This window comes from Chitinilyticum aquatile DSM 21506 (assembly GCF_000430805.1).
Taxonomy (GTDB): domain Bacteria; phylum Pseudomonadota; class Gammaproteobacteria; order Burkholderiales; family Chitinibacteraceae; genus Chitinilyticum; species Chitinilyticum aquatile.
The window spans coordinates 62,433-81,676 of sequence record NZ_AUMS01000013.1 but is presented as its reverse complement, the minus strand read 5'-3'; the positions used below and the strand labels follow the sequence as shown (position 1 = coordinate 81,676).

The following is a 19,244-nucleotide window of genomic DNA, read 5'->3' as shown; positions in this document are numbered from 1 at the left end:
GACGTCTCCTTTACTTGGCGGCCGGAGCCGACGCAGCCTTCGCCGCCAGGGCAGCCTGCATCTGGCTGGCCGTCATCGGCTGCACCTTGGCACCCGGACGGGCCTTCATCAGCCCCTCGACGATGATCTGCTCGCCGGGCTTGACGCCTTCTTCAACCAGCACCCCACCCTTCACCGAAGGCCCCAGCTTGACCGTGCGCGGCTCGACATCGCCACCCGCTGACACCACCATCACCAGCTTGTCAGCCTGCGACTGGGTAACGGCGCGCTCGGGCACCACAATGGCGTCCTTGCGGGTACCGATATCAAGGATCAGGCGCACGAACTGACCGGGCAGCAGCTTGCCGTCCTTGTTGTCGAAAATTGCGCGCGCCTGGATGGTCCCGGTCTTGGGATCGACGCGGTTGTCCGAGAAATTGACCCGGCCGACCTTGTCATACATCGAGCCATCGGCCAGACGGATATGAGCAGTCCAGTTGGCCGAATCGCGTACTGTCATTTTGCCCGAGGCCACATTGCGCTCGAAGTTCAGCCGATCCTGTTCGGAATACGAGAAATTCACATACAGCGGTTCGAACTGCGAAATGGTCGTCAGCGGCGAGCCACTGCTGGCCATGATCAGACTGCCCTCGGATTGGGCTACCTTGCTGGTCACGCCCGAGATCGGGGCGGTTACCCTGGTGTAACCCAGATTCAGCTCGGCCTCCTTGACCTTGGCCTGTGCCGATTGCGAATTGGCCAGAGCCGAATCGTAGGCAGCCATTGCATCGTCGAAATCCTTGCGGCTTACGGCGTTTTCCTTGTAGAGAGGAATGATGCGGTCGCGGTCAGCCTTGGCCTTCTCCAGCGCGGCCATGCTCTGGGCCAGCACGCCCTTGGCCTGATCCAGTGCGGCCTTGTAGGGCTCCGGGTCGATTTCAAACAGCACCTGGCCTGCCTGAACAAACTGGCCTTCGGTATAGGTACGCTTGAGCAGGATGCCGTTCACGCGGGAGCGGACTTCGACATCGCGATAGCCGGCGGTCTCGCCCACCAGCTCAATCTGCATCGGCACATCCTGCTGGCTGACCTTCTCGACCACAACCGGGGCCGGTGGTGGCGCTTTCTGCTCGGTCTTTTCACCGCAGGCTGCGAGTGCGGCCAGCAAGGCCACAGCCATCAGACTCCGCCGGAGGCCTGTCGCAACGGGGTAATCAGTTTCACGCATCACTTTCGCTCCCAGAATACACACTGAACTGTCAGAACATGACAGTGTGATCGATTTTGATGAAACGCGCATTATCGTCTCGCCAGTCCATGCCTGATAGGTAATATTCCACGTTTCCAGCCATAATTAACGGCACCGTGTCACAGACGGATGGGGGGGCTTGCTGGAACATGCACTGACCCACTATAGCCTTGCCACCCCATCAATTTCGACTGCAGGAGCAGTCTATATAACGAAGATGATCGTGGCTGCACGACACAGGGCGACATCGTCGATGGCGATGGCGATGGCGGCACGAGAATCCTGCGACGATGGCCTAATCACAATAACGACGGAAAAGCATCAGGCGGGGCGGGCTACCGGCGCACACGCCACTCACGCAGCCCATTCGTAACATCCCTTGTAGGAAGTGCTTCACCTGCCGGCACATCTGGGAGACAATTAGCGTTCCGCCGGTATTGCGGCAATCCCTACCTTGTACCCCGAGAATCATGCGCCAGGCCACCGTCACCCGCAACACGCTGGAAACCCAGATCACCGTCACCATCAATCTTGATGGTACGGGCAAAGCCACCTTCGACACCGGCGTGCCGTTCTTCGAACACATGCTCGATCAGGTCGCCCGGCATGGCCTGTTCGATATCGAGATCAAGGCCGTGGGCGATCTCCACATCGACGCCCACCACACGGTGGAAGACGTCGGCATCACCTTCGGCCAGGCCTTCGCCAAAGCTCTCGGCGACAAGAAGGGCATCCGCCGCTACGGCCACGCCTACGTGCCGCTCGATGAAGCGCTTTCGCGCGTGGTGGTCGATCTATCCGGCCGTCCGGGGCTGACTTACGACGTCGATTACACCCGCGCCACTATTGGCGCCTTTGATGTCGACCTGTTCGGCGAGTTTTTCCACGGCTTCGTGAACCACGCCGCCGTCACGCTGCACATCGACAATCTGCGCGGCAAGAATGCGCACCACCAGGCCGAAACCATTTTCAAGGCACTCGGCCGCGCACTGCGCATGGCCTGTGAACCGGACGAGCGGATGACGGGCATTACCCCGTCCACCAAGGGCACACTGGTCGGCTGAAGATTACGCACATGAAAATCGCAATTGTTGATTACGGCATGGGCAACCTGCACTCGGTGGTGAAATCCATGGAGCTGGTTGCCGAAAATCACGCATCCGTGGTTCTGACTGCCGATGCGTCGGTCATTGATGCGGCTGACAAGGTCGTGTTCCCCGGCCAGGGCGCCATGCCCGACTGCATGGCCCATCTGGAAGAATCCGGCCTCATCGCCAGCGTGCGCCGCGCGGCGGCGGAAAAACCCTTTCTCGGCATCTGCGTCGGCGCGCAGCTCATGTTCGAGCAGAGCGCCGAAGGCCCGACCGCCAGTCTCGGCATTTTCAAGGGTGAAGTGGTGCGCTTTCCGCCTGAACAGATGGTCGACGCACAAGGCCAGAAGCTGAAAGTGCCGCACATGGGCTGGAACGAAATGTTCATCACGCGCGCACACCCCTTGTGGCACGGCATTGCCGATGGCGAACGTTTTTATTTCGTGCACAGCTATCATTTCATGCCGGCGGAAGACATCACCGTGGTCGAATCGGCCTACCCGTACCGCTTTGCGGCAGCGGTGGCGCGGGATAATATTTTTGCCATCCAGTGCCATCCGGAAAAATCGAGTACGGCAGGCCTGAAGCTGCTGCAGAATTTCGTACACTGGAATGGCAATTAAGCGAGCCGGATCATGATCTCCCTAGCAGCACTGGGCACATGCCTGAAAAATGCAGCCCGTTTCGCACTGGTCAGCAGTGCGATTTTCATTGCCTTCAACGAGGCGATGCTGGCGATTGCCTGGAATAGCGAACGGCCGCACTACCCAGCCTTCGCGCTGGCGATGCTGCTGTTTTCGCTGATCTGGCAGATCTATCTGGCAACGCGCAAAAAACCATGAACCGGCATCATCCTTTTTGTCCGACTAACCTCACTGCACCAACACCATCATGCTGATCATCCCCGCGATTGACCTCAAGGACGGCCAGGCCGTCCGCCTGCGCCAGGGCGAAATGAATGACGCCACCGTGTTCTCCGACGATCCGGCGAGCTTTGTCTCGCACTGGCTCGACCAGGGGGCGCGCCGCATGCACCTGGTGGACCTGAATGGCGCCTTTGCCGGCAAGCCGAAGAATCTGGCCGTGGTGAAGCAGATCATCAAGGCCATTGATGGCAGCGTGCCGGTGCAGCTCGGCGGCGGCATCCGCAGCCTGGAAACCATCGAAATGTACCTCGATGCCGGCATCGACTACGTCATCATCGGCACCGCGGCCGTCAAGCTGCCGGGCTTCCTGCACGAAGCCTGCGACGCCTTCCCCGGCCACATCATCGTTGGCCTCGACGCCAAGGGCGGCAAGGTGGCGACGGATGGCTGGGCCAAGGTCACCGATCACGATGTGGTCGATCTGGCCAAGCGCTTCCAGGGTTACGGCGTCGAATCGGTGATCTACACCGACATCGGCCGTGACGGCATGCTCTCCGGCATCAATATCGAAGCCACCGTGGAGCTGGCCCGTGCACTGACGATTCCCGTCATCGCCTCCGGCGGCCTGACCAACCTCGACGACGTGAAGAAGCTCTGCGAAGTCGAGGCCGAAGGCATCGAGGGTGTGATTACCGGCCGCGCCATTTACGAGGGCACCATCGATTTCAAGGCCGCGCAGGATCTGGCCGACGAACTGTCGAACGCCTGAAGCTCATTAACCACAGCGGCACAAAATCACTGAGAAAGCAGGGTATCACCTTGCAGCCCTTATTTTTCATAGGCTGCAAAGCAATACCCGCGACTCGAACCTTCTGTGCCTCTGTGTCTCCGTGGTTGCCTGATTCAAATGCCTCTCGCAAAACGCATCATCCCCTGTCTTGACGTTACCGCCGGTCGCGTGGTCAAGGGCGTCAATTTCGTCGGCCTGCGCGACGCCGGTGATCCGGTCGAAATCGCCAAGAAGTACAACGATCAGGGCGCCGACGAGCTGACCTTCCTCGACATCACCGCAAGCTCGGACAACCGTGACGTGATCCTGCACGTGATCGAAGCGGTCGCTTCGCAGGTGTTCATTCCGCTCACCGTGGGCGGGGGCGTGCGTCAGGTTGCCGATGTGCGGCGCCTGCTCAATGCCGGCGCCGACAAGGTCAGCATCAACACGACGGCAGTGACCAATCCGGACGTGGTGCGCGATGCCGCCGCCAAATTCGGCAGCCAGGCGATTGTGGTGGCGATTGACGCCAAGGCGGTGAACGCGGACAACACGCGCTGGGAGATCTTCACTCACGGCGGACGCAATGCCACTGGCCTCGACGCCGTGGAATGGGCGCTGAAGATGCAGGACTATGGCGCGGGCGAAATCCTGCTCACCAGCATGGATCGCGATGGCACCAAAATCGGCTTCAACCTGCCGCTGACGCGCGCGATTTCCGATGCGGTGAACATTCCGGTGATCGCCTCGGGCGGTGTCGGCAACCTGCAGCACCTGGTCGATGGCGTCAAAGAGGGCCACGCCGATGCGGTGCTCGCCGCCAGCATTTTCCACTTCGGCGAATACACGGTGCGCGAGGCCAAGGAAGCGATGCGCGCCGCCGGCATCGAGGTTCGCCTGTAATGGTCTGCCGGCTGCGTACCGCAGCAGCACTGCTGGCTGCCACAGTGGCCATGCCGCTACTGGCGTGCGAGGACATGAAAATCCGCGCCCAGCCCGGCCTGTCGGTCAATATCGACCACGTGCGCCATGCCGAACTGATGACGGTGTTTCTTACCGTGCAGCAATTCGGCAAGAAATCCGCCAGTTTCAGTGCAGAAGGCATCGCGGTGATCGACCAGAACGGCAAGCGCTATTATCCGGTCAGCCGCCGCGGCGCACTCGCCGGCAACGAACTCCCCGCCGGCCCGGCACAGAAAGCCGAGCTGGTCTTTGATTTGCAGGGCGAATCGCTCGCCCAGACACTGGAACTGCGCTGATTGGACACAAATCTGGACACCGCCTGGCTGGACGACATCAAATGGGATGACAAGGGCCTCGTGCCCGTGATTGCCCAGGACAAGGAATCGGGGCGCGTGCTGATGTTCGCCTACGCCAACCGCGAGGCCGTGGCACTCACCGCCGCCAAAGGAACCGCACACTACTGGACGCGCAGCCGCCAGAAGCTGTGGCACAAGGGCGAAGAATCCGGTCACTTCCAGCATGTCGAAGCCATCCAGCTCGACTGCGACGGCGACGTGCTGATCTATCGCATCACGCAGGAAGGCGGCATCGCCTGCCACACCGGCCGCGAAAGCTGCTTCTTCCGCACGCTGATCGACGGCGAATGGCGGATTGTCGACCCTGTCCTGAAAGACCCGCACGCCATCTACGGCCACTCGCACTAGCGGGGCACCGAAGCCCATCGCGCCGCATTTTCCCCGGCATCACCGGGGAAATGCATGAAAACAGGACGCGCAAACAGGTGTTCTTCAAAAGGCCATTTGCGCCGGGCTTCGCCCGGTGCTTGATCACAAAGAATGGCCGACTCTTTCAGCAGATACCTGCATCACACGGTTTTAACATGCAGCCTCTATGATGCGCAGCCCTGCGCCGCTGCATTCGGCGCTGCACGCCCGCGTCACCCGCCGTATAATGGGCGGCAATTTCCGCCTGCTGGAGGGCATACCGTGATCTCTGCCGAAATTCTCGAACGCCTGTCCGCGGTGCTCGCCGAGCGCCGCCACGCCGACCCCGCGACGTCCTACGTTGCCCGCCTGTACGCCAAAGGCCAGGAAGGCATCCTGAAAAAGGTCGGTGAAGAAGCCGTCGAAACCATCATGGCCGCCAAGGATGGCGACAAGCTGCACCTGGTGCGCGAAGTGGCCGACCTGTGGTTCCACACACTGGTTCTGCTCGCCCACGAAGGCCTCAGCCATGAAGACGTACTGGCCGAACTCGCACGTCGCGAGGGCATTTCCGGCGTCGAAGAAAAAGCATCGCGCAAACCGGCCTGAGGATAAGCTGCATGACTGACTGCATCTTCTGCAAGATTGCTGCCGGCCAGATCCCGGCCAAGAAAGCCTATGAAGACGACGACATCGTCGCCTTCCATGACATCGCGCCCAAGGCGCCGGTGCACCTGCTGCTGATCCCGAAAAAGCACATCACCTCGCTGTTTGATGCCGGCGCGGACGACCAGGCGCTGCTGGGCAAGCTGCTGCTGCTGGCGCCAAAGCTGGCGAAAGAGCACGGACTCGAAGCCGGCTTCGTCACTCGCGTCCACACCGGCGCGGCGGGCGGGCAGGAAGTCTATCATCTGCATGTTCACGTACTCGGTCAGCCTGCTGCAGCCTGATCCTTCTCACTTTTCCGGAGTCTTCATTCATGGGTGGTTTTAGCATCTGGCACTGGCTGGTCGTTCTGCTGGTTGTCGTCGTCGTATTCGGTACCGGCAAGCTGCGCAATGTCGGCAAGGATCTCGGCGCGGCCGTCAAAGGCTTCAAGGACGGCATGGCCGGCGACGAGGACGACAAGAAGCCCGCTACCAAGGAGCAGGAGCAAAGCCTGCCGGACTCCGACAAGCGCTGAGTCTGAAGCCGCGTGTTTGACGTCAGTTTTGGTGAACTGCTGGTCGTCGGCGCCGTAGCACTCGTGGTGCTCGGCCCCGAGCGGCTGCCCAAGGTCGCCCGCACTGCGGGTGTACTGCTTGGGCGCGCACAGCGTTTTGTCGCCAGTGTGAAAAGCGATCTGAACCAGCAGATCGCACAGACCGAGCTCGCCAGCCTCGAAGCCGAGTTGCGCGCGGAGGCCGAACAGCTGCGCCAGCAGGTGCAATCGCCACTGCAGACGGCGCTGGATCACTTGCCGCCCCTTCAGACGCCGGAGTCGCTCGGCATCACGCCTCTTGCCGCCAGCATGCCGCCGGAACGCCCGGAACGCCTGGATGATCCGGTACCGCCCGCTGCCGATACCCCGCCAGGCGCTCCGGCCGATGAACCAGCCAGAGCGGCCAAGCCGCGCCGCCCGCGCGTGCGGAAAATCGCAGACAGCGAAGTCCCTGCACCGGCCGCCAGCGGCCCTGATGCCCAGCTCGATCTGTTCGCCGATCACGCAACAGGGGTATCTACTGAGAGCCCTTCACAGCCAAGAGACCGGCGCTAATACCCCATGAGCAACCCGGAAAACACCCAGACCCTGCTGGCCCATCTGCTGGAACTGCGCACACGCCTCGTCCGTGGCAGCGTCGTGTATCTGCTCGCCTTCATCCTCTGCTTTACCGTTTCCGAGCAACTCTACAATCTGATCGCCGCGCCGCTCACCAGCGTCCTGCCCGGCCAGAAGCTGATCACGGTCGGCATCGCCTCGCCGTTCATGGTGCAGGTAAAAATCGCCGCGACCGTTGCGCTGCTGATCAGCCTGCCGCACACGCTCTACCAGATCTGGGCCTTTGTCGCCCCCGGCCTCTACACGCATGAAAAGCGCTTCGTACTGCCGCTGGTGGTGAGCTCGACGCTGCTGTTTCTGGCCGGCATGGCGTTTGCCTATTTCTTCGTGTTCGGCGTGGTATTCAAGTTCATCGCCTCGGTCGTGCCGGCGTCGATGCAGTGGCTGCCCGACTCGGCCGAATACCTCGATTTCGTGCTGGGCATGTTCCTCGCCTTCGGCGTGACCTTCGAAGTGCCGATTGCCGTCGTCGTGCTCACGCACATGGGGATTGTCAGCGTCGCCAAGCTGCGCGAATGCCGCCCCTATGTGGTGGTTGGCGCCTTTGTGATTGCGGCCGTCGTGACCCCTCCCGATGTGGTATCGCAATGCCTGCTGGCCATTCCGCTGTGGCTGCTTTTCGAAGCGGGCCTGCTCGTTTCCGCCTGGTGGAAGCCGGGCATTTCCTCCTCCGACCCAAACACCTCACTGACCGAGCATGAGCGCTAACTACCTGACCCAGATGATTGCCCAGTTCTACGGCATGTATGACGACCTGCTCAAGTACGGTTTCGTCATCATTACGCTCGCCCTGCTCCTGTTCATCAATCTGTTCAGCCGCATCAACCGCTCGCAACTGTCATTCCAGCTGCTGCTGTTCCTGCTTGGCTGGCTACCGTTTTTCGTATCCTTCCGTTATCAGCCCAACCCGGTCTTTCCGTCCGAGCTGGTGGCGCTCACACTGACCGCGCTGATTGCACTGGCCGGCGCGCTGATGCCGGATGAAAGCCGCGAGCCGGCCCCCATCCCGTGGGCCGCGCTGCTGTGGATAGGCCTTGCGCTGGTGCTGGTGCTGCAATCCGCTGTCATGCCGGTGTATTTCTGGTCGGACCGCACGATTCCGGCGCTCTATGCCATCACCGCCGCACTCGGCGTCTGGTCGCTCGCCCGCGCCCGGGCGCAGTTCGGCAGCACGGTGCTGGCGCAGGCGCTGGCCTGGGGTCTCCTGTGCGGGGCGCTGTTCAATTCGGTGATCGCTGGCGGACAGGTCTATGAAATGCTGCGTTCGGGCAACTTCCTGCTGGTGTTCGGCAATATCGGCCAGAAGAACATGTACGGCCATTACATCGGCTGGGGCATGGCATCGGCGGCATGGCTGGCGTCGCGCCGCGAACTGCCGAAATGGCTGTTTGCGCTGCTCGCCGTCTGGCTGGCGCTCGCCATGGCCTGGAGCAGTTCACGCTCGCCCTTCCTGTATGCCGGCGCATGGTTCGTGATCGGTAGCGGGCTTGCCTTCATCGCCTACCGGAGCGGCCACGCCCAGGCGGCCATCCGCCGCTTCGGGCTCATGCTGCTCATCATGGCGCTGCTGATCATTGCCATGCAGTTCGCCGCCACACCGATCAACGACGGCGTGAAAATGCTGCTGGGTTTCGACGCCAGCCATGTCGCGCCGACCGGGCTGGACCGCCTTGATTCCAACGGCGCCCGCCGACTTGTCGAATGGCAGAAAGCCTGGGAAGCGTTCACCTCGCACCCGCTGCTCGGCATCGGCTGGGGCGCTTATCCGCAGCAGAGCGTGGCGCTGCAGATCCAGCCGCAGTTTGCCGTAGTCGAAGAAAGCGTGCTGTTCACGCATGCACATAATTCGGTGCTGAACCTGCTGGCCGAAGTCGGCATTATCGGCATCCTGCCCATCGTGCTGGGCCTCCTGGCCGTCCTGTTTGGCCTGTTGCGCAACTGGCGCGACCCGGCCGCCACCTTCGGCCTGGCGCTGGTAGTGGTGTCGCTACTGCACAGCGTGGTGGAATACCCGCTGTGGTACTTCCACTTCATCGGCCCGTTTGCGATTGCGCTCTTTTTCATCAGCCCCTCCGGCCCGCGCATGCTGGACTGGGAAGCCTCTGCCCAGCGTATCGTGCTCGGGAGCCTGGCCTTTCCTGCACTCTTCCTGTGCTTTGGCGCCGGCTATCTCTACTGCGCGCTGTATCCGGTGATGGACGCCAGCAGCGACGCCGAAATCAACCGGCAGAACCGCGTCATCCTGGACAGGCTGGCGCAAAATCCGCTGACCGACTACTACGCCAAGCAGGCGCTCAGCAGCTACATCTATCCGGATGCCAGCAACAGCGAGTGGAAACTCGGCGTGCTGCGCCAGCTCAATGCGGTTCGCCCCTATCCGGCCGATCTCGCACACCAGGCCATTCTGGAAACGCTGCAGGGCAACCAGAAGCTAGGCCACACGCTGATGCGCCAGGCCGCATTCGCCTTCCCGGAAAACATCGAGTACCTGTATTCGATCATCGGTGATTTCAAGGAGCCCGCTGTGCGCGCACTGCGCAGCGATATCGACGATGCGATGCGCCTCCTGCGCCCGGACAGACCGCTGCCGGAACTCAAGCCCCTGCCAGTACCGGCGTCCGTGCCGGCCAGCGCGGCGAGCATCGCCAGCCAGGCCAGCAGGTAAACCGGGGCCGCACAGTGTGCGGCCCTTTTCTCGTCTGCCTGACTGCCATTTCCGCAAGCCGGGATAGGCACTGCACAGCATTTCATGCGATAACATGTGGCCGACCTGCATGAGTGCAAAGGTGCCGCCTTGTTTGCCCTGTTTGAAAAACTGATCCATCCCTACCCCGATCACAAGGCACGGCTGCCGTCCGGCTTTCTGGCCTTCATCTGGGTCTGCACCGCGGGCACCCGCCGCTATGTGCTGCTGCTGGCGCTGCTGACCGCCGGCATCGGCGCCTTCGAGGCGCTGCTCTTTGGCTGGCTGGGGCAGATTGTCGACTGGCTCGCGCACGTACCCCCTGCGGATCTCTGGCAGCAGGAAGGACGACGCCTCCTGCTGCTGCTCGCCATCATTTTCGCCAGCCCCTTGCTGGTGGCGCTGCAGACCATGCTCAAGCACCAGACACTGGCAGGCAATTTCCCGATGCGCCTGCGCTGGCTGTTTCACCGCCACCTGCTTGGCCAGAGCATGGCCTTCTATCAGGACGAGTTTGCCGGCCGCATCGCCGCCAAGGTGATGCAGACCGCACTGGCGGTGCGTGACACGGTGCTGGTCTGCACCGACATTCTGGTGTTCGTCATCATCTACTTTGTCACCATGACGGCGATTGCCGGCGGTTTCGATGCGCGCCTGCTGCTGCCCTTTTTCGCCTGGCTGGTGGTCTACATCGCTACGCTCGTCCTGTTCGTGCCGCGCCTCTCGCGCGTGTCGCGCGCGCAGGCCGACGCCCGCTCGCTGATGACTGGCCGCATCACCGACGCCTATTCCAACATCAGCACCGTGAAACTCTTCTCGCACGCGCAGCGCGAATCGGGCTATGTGCAGAGCGCCATGCAGGAATTCATGCAGACGGTGCACCGCCAGATGCGGCTCGTCAGCAGCTTCGAGATCGTCAACCACCTCACGGCTATGCTGCTGATCGCCAGCACCACCGGCGCGACGCTGTGGTTGTGGAGCCGTGGCGAAGTCGGCATCGGCGCCGTGGCCGCCGCAACCGCGATGGCGCTGCGGCTGAACGGCATTTCGCACTGGATCATGTGGGAAATGGCCGGCCTGTTCGAAAACATCGGCACCGTGCAGGACGGCATCAATACGCTGTCGAAACCGCTGACGATTACCGATGCGCCGGATGCCGCGCCACTGGCGGTCACCAAGGGCGAAATCCGCTTCGAGCAGGTGTATTTCGGCTATGGTGGCAGCAAGAATGTCATCGACGGGCTGAACCTCGTCATCCGCCCCGGCGAGAAAATTGGCCTCGTCGGCCGCTCGGGTGCGGGCAAATCGACCATCGTCAACCTGCTACTGCGCTTCTACGATCTGGAAAGCGGCCGCATCAGCATCGATGGCCAAGATATCGCGCATGTACAGCAGGACAGCCTGCGCCGGCAGATCGGCATGGTCACGCAGGATACGTCGCTGCTGCACCGCTCGGTACGCGACAATATCCTGTACGGCCGTCCCGATGCCAGCGACACGGCGATGATCGCCGCAGCCCGCCGCGCCGAGGTGCACGATTTCATTACCGGCATCAGCGATGCCCACGGGCGCAGCGGCTATGACGCGCATGTGGGCGAGCGCGGCGTGAAGCTCTCCGGCGGGCAGCGGCAGCGCATCGCCATTGCACGCGTGATGCTGAAGGACGCGCCCATCCTGCTGCTCGACGAAGCGACCAGCGCGCTGGATTCGGAAGTGGAAGCCGCCATTCAGGCCAGTCTCTATGCGCTGATGGAAGGCAAGACGGTCGTCGCGATTGCCCACCGGCTCTCGACCATCATGGCGATGGACCGGCTGATCATGCTCGACCAGGGGCGGATTGTCGAAGAAGGCACGCACCAGCAGTTGCTGGAGCGTCAGGGCATCTATGCGCGGCTGTGGGCGCACCAGAGCGGCGGATTTCTCGGCGAAGAGGATTGACGGGTATCTGCCCACAGCCATTCATTTGAAATGGCTGTGGGCAAATACATGGCATTGTTTATCCCGATTATGACTCTCTTTCAGAAACCCTTTTTTCGTCATGCGCGCGAAGGCGGGCATCCAGAGCAAAGCCTGATTTCACACCGTCATCTGGATTCCTGCGTACGCGGAAATGACGATTCTGAAGCAGAAACATAATCAGGTTGTTTATTGCATCAGTGCGGCATCCCCTCCATGCCGCCCATGTCCGGCGCGTGGCTCATCAGCAGCGACGGATCGAGCATCCCGAAAATCATCGCCACGTGCGCGACGACCAGGAAGACCGCCACCAAAACCGCGTGCAGGCGCAGGCGCGATTCGGCATCGCGCTTGCGCCCGATGAGACCCAGATCCAGCAGCGCCAGACCACCCAGCGGAATGATGCCCGACAGATAGAAGCCGACGGCAATCACGTCCGCCGCCCCCAGCCAGCCCCCCTGCTGCGTGAGCGGCACGACAGCGGTGGCCATCAGGTAGACAAAAATCCCGCTGAAATACACGCCGCCAACAATGCTGGCAGCACGGTTGATGCGGTGCACCGCGCCATTGAGCTTGCGGGTAAACAGCAGGTAAAGCTCGGTAATGGCCACGGTTTCGGCCAGGATGACGGGAACAGCCATGAAGATCAGCAGGTTCCATGGCTGATTGGCGGCCAGCAGGGCCATGTAATGGGTCATCGACATAGTAAACACTCCTTGCGCGACACGGCCACAGCCGTGCCTGCCTTGATTCTGATTCGGCAATAGGGGCGCACCAGCACAGTGCGGGCGCCTGAATGGCGGTCAGGAAAAGCGCCGGACTGCGGCCAGACCGGGCCGCAATGCATCAGGCGTGCAGGGCGCGGGGGGGCGGAGCGGGAGGGGGATGCGCAATCGAGCGCAAGGCGGCCGCGGGCGGAGCCAGCCGGGTGCTGCGCCAGTCGTCTGCCGCTTCCAGTGCGGCAAAGGGCAACGCGGGGAGGCAGTGCAGCAGGCAGTGCTCCAGACACAGTGCGGCATTGTCACACTGGCCATGCGCAGACACAGCAGCATGCTCCTGTTGCGCTGCAGCGGCACAATGCGACTCCGGCATCGCATGGGCAGCTTGCTCATGAGAAGCAGCTTGCTGCGGAGCCAGTTCCGGCACTTGCGCCCATGCCGCCGCACCTGCAAGCAGAGTGGCGCAGCAGAACAGCACGAGCAGAAAGGTGTGACAGGCAGAGCGCAGCATGCAGGCAAGTCTACGCCAGCCTGCCCATCCGCTCAATGCCTGCAGCATCTGGCCAGAGGCTGGACCGGCTTAGAGCCAGGCACTCAGGTCGATGCAGCTGCCGGAGAAACCGTGATGGTCGGCATCGACATGCGCCAGCATGCGCTGGCCGATGCTCGATTCGCGAAAGCGCACACGTGCCTGCTCGGCTTCGGGTTCGGACAGCCAGAAAATCTGGTCCATCCACTCGCCCTGCCCGCGATACAGCGCATAGGACGCATAACCCGGCTGCTGCCGCAGCCAGTCGTGCAGCTCCGCAGCCAGCGGCAGGAAGGTTTCCTCGCTGACATCGGCATGCAAACGGAAGATGAAGGTCTGGATATACATGGTATTCCCCGGTACATCTGCTTCCAGCATACACCCGCGCTGGCGTTGCGGCAGCACGGAAACCGCCGCCGCCACCATACCCACACAGCCATAGGCCGGAAGCCATTACAAGAAAAGGGCTCGATTGATATACCCATAAAAAACAATGACCGCCGTAGCGGTCATTGTTGTCAGGCAAGAAGCGGAACGCTTACGCGGCCTTCTTCTTGTCTTCCTGCTCGATGCGGTGGGTAATCCACCATTGCTGCGCAATCGAGATCAGGTTGTTGACCACCCAGTACAGCACCAGGCCGGCCGGGAAGAAGAGGAAGAACACGCTGAAGATCAGCGGCATCATCTTCATCATCTTGGCCTGCATCGGATCCGGCGGCGGCGGGGACAGCTTCTGCTGTACATACATCGAGGCGGCATAGATCACCGGCAGGATGTAGTACGGGTCCTTGACCGACAGGTCGTGAATCCACCAGATCCACGGCGCCTGACGCAGTTCGACCGCGGCAATCAGCATCCAGTAGAAGCCCATGAAGATCGGGATCTGGATCAGGATGGGGAGGCAGCCGCCAAGCGGGTTGACCTTTTCGGTCTTGTACATCTCCATCACGGCCTGCTGGTACTTCATCTTGTCTTCGCCGTGACGCTCCTTCAGTGCTTCCATGCGCGGTGCCAGCTGGCGCATGCGCGCCATCGAGCGGTAGGACGCATTGGAGAGCGGATAGAAGGCCGCCTTGATCAGCAGCGTGACAATCACAATCGCCCAGCCCCAGTTGCCGACCAGCATGTGGATCTTGTCGAGCAGCCAGAACAGCGGTTTGGAGAAGATCGCAAAAATGCCGTAATCCTTGGTCAGATCCAGGCCGGTCGCCGTCTCATCCAGCACGCGGGTTTCCTGCGGTCCCAGATAGAGGCTGACCGTCTTGCCCTGCACCGAACCCGGAGCAATCTGCGGGTAATCGAACAGCATGCCGGCGTAGAACATATTGTCGGTGTTGTCGATCTTGCCCAGCTCGAAGCGGCAGTCGTTCGGCGCGCAGACGCTCTGCTGGCCCAGCGGGTCCAGCAGCCAGGCGCTCACGAAGTAGTGCTGCACCATGGCCACCCAGCCGTCCTTGCTGGACTGCACGTACTTGGCTTCGCCCTTGGCAATGGTGCTGAAATCGTTCTTCTGGAACTTGCCGGCTTCGGTATACACGGCCGGGCCGGTATAGGTATGCGTGCCGAACATGCCGGGGTTTTCCACCTTGCCGTCACGCATCAGGCGGTAATAGCCCTTGGCTGCCAGCGGCTTGGCCGAGCCGTTGCTCACTTCCTGGTTCACGCCGACGACATAGCTGCCACGCTTGAAGGTCAGCACCTTGCTGACTTTCACGCCATCCTGGCCGGCGTATTCCAGCTTCACGGCAACCGAATCCTGCCCCTCAGTCAGCTTGTAGCTGGTCTGGCTGGCGGTAAACACTGCCGTGTGATCCGGCAGGCCATCGCCCTTGAGGCCGCTCTGGGCCACATAGGTGTGCTCGCCGCGATCCTGCAGCAGCACGAACGGCTTTTTCGGATCGTCGGTTGCACCGAACTTCAGCAGCTCGACATAGCGGATATCACCACCGACGGTGTTGATTTCCGCACGCAGCAGATCGGTTTCAACCTTGATGACCTGCCCCTTGCCGAGCTGGCCCGAGGCAGCGGGCGCTACAGCAGCAGTGCTGCTGGCAGTGGCTGCCGCCGATGCCGAGGCAGGCGCGGAGGCGCGCGAAGGCTGCGGGTAGTGCTTTTCAGTCCACAGGTTCCAGGCAAACAGGATGCCGAAGGAAAGGGCGATAAACAGAATAAGACGCTTGGTATCCATTGAATACTCTAAAGCAGATTGGAGTCAGGGTACCGGGTCATGCCCGTGTCCCCCCCAGGGGTGGCAGCGTGCCAGCCGGCGCAGAGTCAGCCAGCCACCACGCAGAAAGCCATACTTGCGCAAGGCCTCGATGCCGTATTGCGAACAGCTCGGAGTATACCTGCAGCGCGGCCCGAGAAACGGGCTGATGCAGAGCTGGTAAAGTCGAATCAGCGCGATGAAGAGGCGCGACATTTCTTGGGTAGCCTCTCGAAGAGCTGGAGCAGTGCCGCACGCGCCTGCGCACCTTCGCTGCGGCCGAAGCGCTGCCGCACCCGCACCACCACATCCAGCCCCGCAAGGGGCTCATGATGCAGGCGGAATGTTTCACGAATGGTGCGCTTCATATAGTTGCGCGCGACCGCCTGCTTGGCGGTCTTCTTGCCCACGACGAGGCCGATGCGTGCACCGGCCGCGCCGTTGCGCCTGCCCAGCAACTGGAACCACTCGTTGCTGACACTGAGGCGCAAACTAAAAACGGATGAAAAATCATCCGTTTTTAACAGGCGCATGCTGCGCAGAAAGCGATAGTCAGCCATCGTTGCTGCCAGCTGCATGACAAGCCGGCTGCTTAGGCAGACAGACGCTTGCGGCCTTGGGCGCGACGTGCGTTCAGAACGGCACGACCACCACGGGTCTTCATGCGGGCACGGAAACCGTGGTTGCGCTTGCGGCGAATTACGGAAGGCTGAAAAGTACGCTTCATGACGAGTTCCTAAACCGAGAAAGTGCTTTGGTAAACGCGCGATTAGATCAGTTACGCCCCGTTCTGTCAAGTAAACCGCCCCGCTGTTTCTTTGGTACAGCCTGTGGATAAGTGGCGCAGCGCGGGGTACAATTGCTGCCGTTCAATCCTATTCAAGACGGGTCGCCACGCATCACTCGCGGCAGTGTTGGTTTGTATTAATTCTATTAATTAAACAAACAGCGCGCGCGAGGCTGGCGGCCCGTTTCATTTGCCCATGACCGATATGTCATCCCTTTGGCAGCACTGCCGGAATGAACTGGAACAGCGCCTGGGCGCCAGCCAGTTCAATATCTGGATCAAACCGCTGGTCGCCGAGCTGGTTGACGGCACCCTGCAGGTCAATGTTCCCAACCAGATTTTCCTGCAGTTCATCCGCGACCGTCATCTGGGCCTGATCGAGATGGCCGCCGCCGAGTTCTGCGGCGGCGAGCCGCCACAGATCAACCTGCGCGTCGGCGCCCCCCGCCCGGCCAGCGCACCCGCTGCCGTGGCGAACACCTCGCGCAGCAGCACGCAGCAAGCAGCGCAGAGCGTTGGCGACGTTCTGGCCACCTCGCCCAGCGCCGGCACCGCCGCCCAGGTCGAGAAAAAGGCGCCGCGCCGTTTCGACGCCAGCGCCGGCAATCATGAAGTTACCCGCCTCAATCCGCTCTTCACCTTTGACACGCTCGTCACCGGCAAGGCCAACCAGGTTGCGCGCGCCGCCGCGCAGCAGGTCGCCGAAAATCCCGGTGCCGGCTACAACCCGCTGTTTGTCTATGGCGGCGTAGGCCTTGGCAAGACTCACCTGGTGCAGGCCATCGGCAATCTGGTACACCACTACAACCCGCAAGCCCGCATCCGCTACATCCATGCGGAAAAATACGTGCAGGACGTGGTCAAGGCCTACCAGCACAAGTCCTTCGACGAGTTCAAGAAATACTACCACTCGCTCGACCTGCTGCTGGTCGACGACATCCAGTTCTTTGTCGGCAAGGATCGCACGCAGGAAGAGTTCTTCTATCTGTTCAATGCGCTGGTCGAGGGCGGCAAGCAGATCATCCTGACGTCTGATCGCATTCCGCGCGAAATCGAAGGCCTGCAGGAACGCCTGACCAGCCGCTTTTCCTGGGGGCTGTCGGTCGCCATCGAGCCACCTGAACTCGAAATGCGCGTCGCCATCCTGATGAAAAAAGCCGAGGCCGAGCACTTCAAGCTCGACGCCAACGTAGCCTTCTTCATCGCCAAGAATATCCGCTCCAACGTGCGCGAACTCGAAGGCGCGCTGAAGCGCGTGCTCGCCTACGCCCGCTTCACGCACCAGGCCATCACGCTGGAAGCCGCCAAGGAAGCACTGAAGGACATCCTCGCCGCCGGCAACCGCCTGATCTCGGTCGAGAACATCCAGAAAACCGTCGCCGACTTCTACAAGATCAAGGTGCCGGACATGCATTCCAAGAAACGCGCGCGCGACATTGCCCGCCCGCGTCAGGTAGCAATGGCCCTCACCAAGGAGCTGACGCAGATGAGCCTGCCGGCCATTGGCGAAGCTTTTGGCGGCCGCGACCACACCACCGTGCTGTACGCCTGCCGCACCATCGAGGAAATGCGCCAGAACGACAGCGAAATCGCCCACCAGTACGGCGTGCTGCTGCAGATGCTGCGCAGCTGAACACGCCCTGCCGCGCCTGCCCTGCCGCCGCTGTGGCGCGCAGGCACGCGAACAAGCGGCAAAGCATTCTTGTCGCCTGATTTCAGGTAAAATTCTTCCGTTTAACTGTCTATCAATTTACCGGGAAAGCAGATATGCAATTGTTGCAAGCTGAACGCGACGCACTCCTGAAACCGCTCGCGACGGTCACTGGTATCGTCGAGCGCCGCAATACCCTGCCGATTCTGGCCAATGTGCTGATCAGGAAAGAAGGCGACGCGCTCTCCTTCACCGGCACCGATCTGGAAATCCAGATTGCCAGCAGCCAGCGGGAAGGCTTCTCGAACAATTCCGGTAATGATTTCGCGATCACGGTCGCCGCCAAGAAATTCAGCGACATCCTGCGCGCGATTCCCGACAAGACCGTGGTGACACTGGACGAAGACGATGGCCGTCTGACCATCAAGGCCGGCAAAAGCCGCTTCAACCTGCAGACGCTGCCCGCCGCCGATTTCCCGACGCTGGCAGTCGACACCAACCTGCGCGCCACTGTCCGCATGCCGCAAGGCCAGCTCAAGGCACTGCTGGGTCGCGCCCAGTTCGCCATGGCGCATCAGGACATCCGCTACTACCTCAACGGCCTGTTCATGGTCACCGAGGGCAATCTGCTGAAGCTCGTCGCCACCGACGGACACCGTCTGGCGTTTGCCTCGGCCGAGCTCGCCACCAGCTTCGACAAGAACGAAGTCATCCTGCCGCGCAAGACCATTCTGGAACTCTACAAGCTGCTGGCCGACGTGGACGACGAAGTCGCCATCGACATCGCAGGCAATCAGGTGAAGTTCAGCTTTGGCAGCATCGTGATCCACTCGAAAGTGGTCGACGGCAAGTTCCCCGACTACAACCGCGTGATCCCGCAAAACAACGACAAGCTGTTGACCATCGACCGCGCGCAGCTGCTGGCCGCCATGCAGCGCGCCGCCATTCTGTCGAACGAGAAATTCCGCGGCGTGCGCGTGGTGCTGACTTCCGGCTCGCTGAAGATTCTCTGCAACAACAACGAGCAGGAAGAAGCGCAGGAAGAACTGGAAGTCGCCTATCAGGGCGAGCCGCTCGATATCGGCTTCAACATCCAGTACCTGCTCGACGTGCTGACCAATATGCAGGTCGAAAACCTGCAGTTTGCCTTCGGCGACGTGAATTCCTCGGTGCTCGTCACCCTGCCGGACAACGCCAACTTCAAATACATCGTGATGCCGATGCGCATTTAAGCACACGGCAATGATACGGCTCGGGATATACCTCCCGA

The 19,244-nt window shown here is 61.3% G+C and carries 24 protein-coding genes; 16 read left to right on the top strand and 8 right to left on the bottom strand.

All coding sequences use genetic code 11. The features are described 5' to 3' along the window. Window positions 1-10 precede the first annotated feature (10 nt). Window positions 11-1,159, bottom strand: coding sequence for an efflux RND transporter periplasmic adaptor subunit (locus H559_RS0109860; protein WP_034640636.1), 1,149 nt, complete (start codon window positions 1,157-1,159; stop codon window positions 11-13). Window positions 1,160-1,698: 539 nt separating this feature from the next. Here H559_RS0109860 and hisB point away from each other — a divergent pair. From hisB to H559_RS0109785, 14 genes are all read left to right on the top strand, one after another. Beyond that, entirely contained in the window at window positions 1,699-2,292 is a 594-nt protein-coding gene (gene hisB, locus H559_RS0109855) for an imidazoleglycerol-phosphate dehydratase HisB (protein ID WP_028452574.1), read from the top strand. 11 nt (window positions 2,293-2,303) lie between these two features. Next, window positions 2,304-2,942: an imidazole glycerol phosphate synthase subunit HisH gene (hisH, locus tag H559_RS0109850; RefSeq protein WP_028452573.1), complete on the top strand. Its 639-nt coding sequence runs from the start codon at window positions 2,304-2,306 to the stop codon at window positions 2,940-2,942. 12 nt (window positions 2,943-2,954) lie between these two features. Further along, complete coding sequence (locus H559_RS0109845) at window positions 2,955-3,161, top strand: hypothetical protein (RefSeq protein ID WP_028452572.1); 207 nt, start codon at window positions 2,955-2,957, stop codon at window positions 3,159-3,161. Between the two features lie 49 nt (window positions 3,162-3,210). Further along, a complete protein-coding gene (hisA, locus tag H559_RS0109840; protein WP_028452571.1) occupies window positions 3,211-3,954 on the top strand; it encodes a 1-(5-phosphoribosyl)-5-[(5-phosphoribosylamino)methylideneamino]imidazole-4-carboxamide isomerase in 744 nt (247 codons plus the stop codon). Window positions 3,955-4,092: 138 nt separating this feature from the next. Further along, complete coding sequence (hisF, locus tag H559_RS0109835; protein ID WP_028452570.1) at window positions 4,093-4,860, top strand: imidazole glycerol phosphate synthase subunit HisF; 768 nt, start codon at window positions 4,093-4,095, stop codon at window positions 4,858-4,860. After that, entirely contained in the window at window positions 4,860-5,216 is a 357-nt protein-coding gene (locus H559_RS0109830; protein WP_028452569.1) for a hypothetical protein, read from the top strand. Before hisF ends, H559_RS0109830 begins: the two co-directional genes overlap by 1 nt. Before the next feature lie 12 nt (window positions 5,217-5,228). Beyond that, entirely contained in the window at window positions 5,229-5,624 is a 396-nt protein-coding gene (hisI, locus tag H559_RS0109825; protein WP_034640696.1) for a phosphoribosyl-AMP cyclohydrolase, read from the top strand. A gap of 285 nt (window positions 5,625-5,909) precedes the next feature. Beyond that, a complete protein-coding gene (locus H559_RS0109815; protein WP_211230922.1) occupies window positions 5,910-6,233 on the top strand; it encodes a phosphoribosyl-ATP diphosphatase in 324 nt (107 codons plus the stop codon). Window positions 6,234-6,244: 11 nt separating this feature from the next. Beyond that, window positions 6,245-6,574, top strand: a complete 330-nt coding sequence (locus H559_RS0109810) for an HIT domain-containing protein (protein ID WP_028452566.1) — start codon at window positions 6,245-6,247, stop codon at window positions 6,572-6,574. Window positions 6,575-6,603: 29 nt separating this feature from the next. Beyond that, the gene (tatA, locus tag H559_RS0109805) at window positions 6,604-6,807 is read left to right on the top strand and encodes a Sec-independent protein translocase subunit TatA (protein WP_028452565.1); all 204 of its coding nucleotides are present in this window, start codon (window positions 6,604-6,606) and stop codon (window positions 6,805-6,807) included. A gap of 12 nt (window positions 6,808-6,819) precedes the next feature. Beyond that, a complete protein-coding gene (gene tatB, locus H559_RS23305; protein WP_051279234.1) occupies window positions 6,820-7,380 on the top strand; it encodes a Sec-independent protein translocase protein TatB in 561 nt (186 codons plus the stop codon). 6 nt (window positions 7,381-7,386) lie between these two features. Further along, window positions 7,387-8,151 (top strand): twin-arginine translocase subunit TatC, encoded by a 765-nt coding sequence (gene tatC, locus H559_RS0109795; RefSeq protein ID WP_028452564.1) that lies wholly within the window; start codon window positions 7,387-7,389, stop codon window positions 8,149-8,151. Next, window positions 8,141-10,108: a PglL family O-oligosaccharyltransferase gene (locus tag H559_RS0109790; protein ID WP_081412979.1), complete on the top strand. Its 1,968-nt coding sequence runs from the start codon at window positions 8,141-8,143 to the stop codon at window positions 10,106-10,108. The genes tatC and H559_RS0109790 overlap by 11 nt, the downstream gene beginning before the upstream one ends. A 129-nt stretch (window positions 10,109-10,237) precedes the next feature. Then, window positions 10,238-12,064: an ABC transporter ATP-binding protein gene (locus tag H559_RS0109785; protein WP_028452562.1), complete on the top strand. Its 1,827-nt coding sequence runs from the start codon at window positions 10,238-10,240 to the stop codon at window positions 12,062-12,064. Window positions 12,065-12,279: 215 nt separating this feature from the next. On the opposite strand, the gene H559_RS0109780 is transcribed toward H559_RS0109785, so the two are convergent. The 7 genes from H559_RS0109780 to rpmH form a co-directional block, all read right to left on the bottom strand. Beyond that, window positions 12,280-12,786, bottom strand: a complete 507-nt coding sequence (locus H559_RS0109780; protein WP_028452561.1) for a DUF6803 family protein — start codon at window positions 12,784-12,786, stop codon at window positions 12,280-12,282. A gap of 142 nt (window positions 12,787-12,928) precedes the next feature. Next, window positions 12,929-13,312 (bottom strand): hypothetical protein, encoded by a 384-nt coding sequence (locus H559_RS0109775; protein ID WP_028452560.1) that lies wholly within the window; start codon window positions 13,310-13,312, stop codon window positions 12,929-12,931. Window positions 13,313-13,381: 69 nt separating this feature from the next. Next, entirely contained in the window at window positions 13,382-13,678 is a 297-nt protein-coding gene (locus H559_RS0109770; protein WP_155845364.1) for a hypothetical protein, read from the bottom strand. Window positions 13,679-13,868: 190 nt separating this feature from the next. Continuing rightward, complete coding sequence (yidC, locus tag H559_RS0109765) at window positions 13,869-15,518, bottom strand: membrane protein insertase YidC (RefSeq protein ID WP_028452558.1); 1,650 nt, start codon at window positions 15,516-15,518, stop codon at window positions 13,869-13,871. Window positions 15,519-15,542: 24 nt separating this feature from the next. Continuing rightward, window positions 15,543-15,752 (bottom strand): membrane protein insertion efficiency factor YidD, encoded by a 210-nt coding sequence (gene yidD / locus H559_RS0109760; protein WP_028452557.1) that lies wholly within the window; start codon window positions 15,750-15,752, stop codon window positions 15,543-15,545. After that, the gene (gene rnpA, locus H559_RS0109755; RefSeq protein WP_028452556.1) at window positions 15,728-16,096 is read right to left on the bottom strand and encodes a ribonuclease P protein component; all 369 of its coding nucleotides are present in this window, start codon (window positions 16,094-16,096) and stop codon (window positions 15,728-15,730) included. Before rnpA ends, yidD begins: the two co-directional genes overlap by 25 nt. A gap of 32 nt (window positions 16,097-16,128) precedes the next feature. Further along, window positions 16,129-16,263 (bottom strand): 50S ribosomal protein L34, encoded by a 135-nt coding sequence (gene rpmH, locus H559_RS0109750; protein WP_028452555.1) that lies wholly within the window; start codon window positions 16,261-16,263, stop codon window positions 16,129-16,131. A 256-nt stretch (window positions 16,264-16,519) separates the two neighbouring features. Here rpmH and dnaA point away from each other — a divergent pair, with 256 nt between their 5' ends. Then, window positions 16,520-17,956 carry a chromosomal replication initiator protein DnaA gene (dnaA, locus tag H559_RS0109745; RefSeq protein ID WP_028452554.1) on the top strand — a complete coding sequence of 479 codons (1,437 nt, stop codon included), beginning with the start codon at window positions 16,520-16,522 and terminating at the stop codon, window positions 17,954-17,956. 134 nt (window positions 17,957-18,090) lie between these two features. After that, a complete protein-coding gene (gene dnaN / locus H559_RS0109740; RefSeq protein ID WP_028452553.1) occupies window positions 18,091-19,206 on the top strand; it encodes a DNA polymerase III subunit beta in 1,116 nt (371 codons plus the stop codon). Window positions 19,207-19,244: the final 38 nt, after the last annotated feature.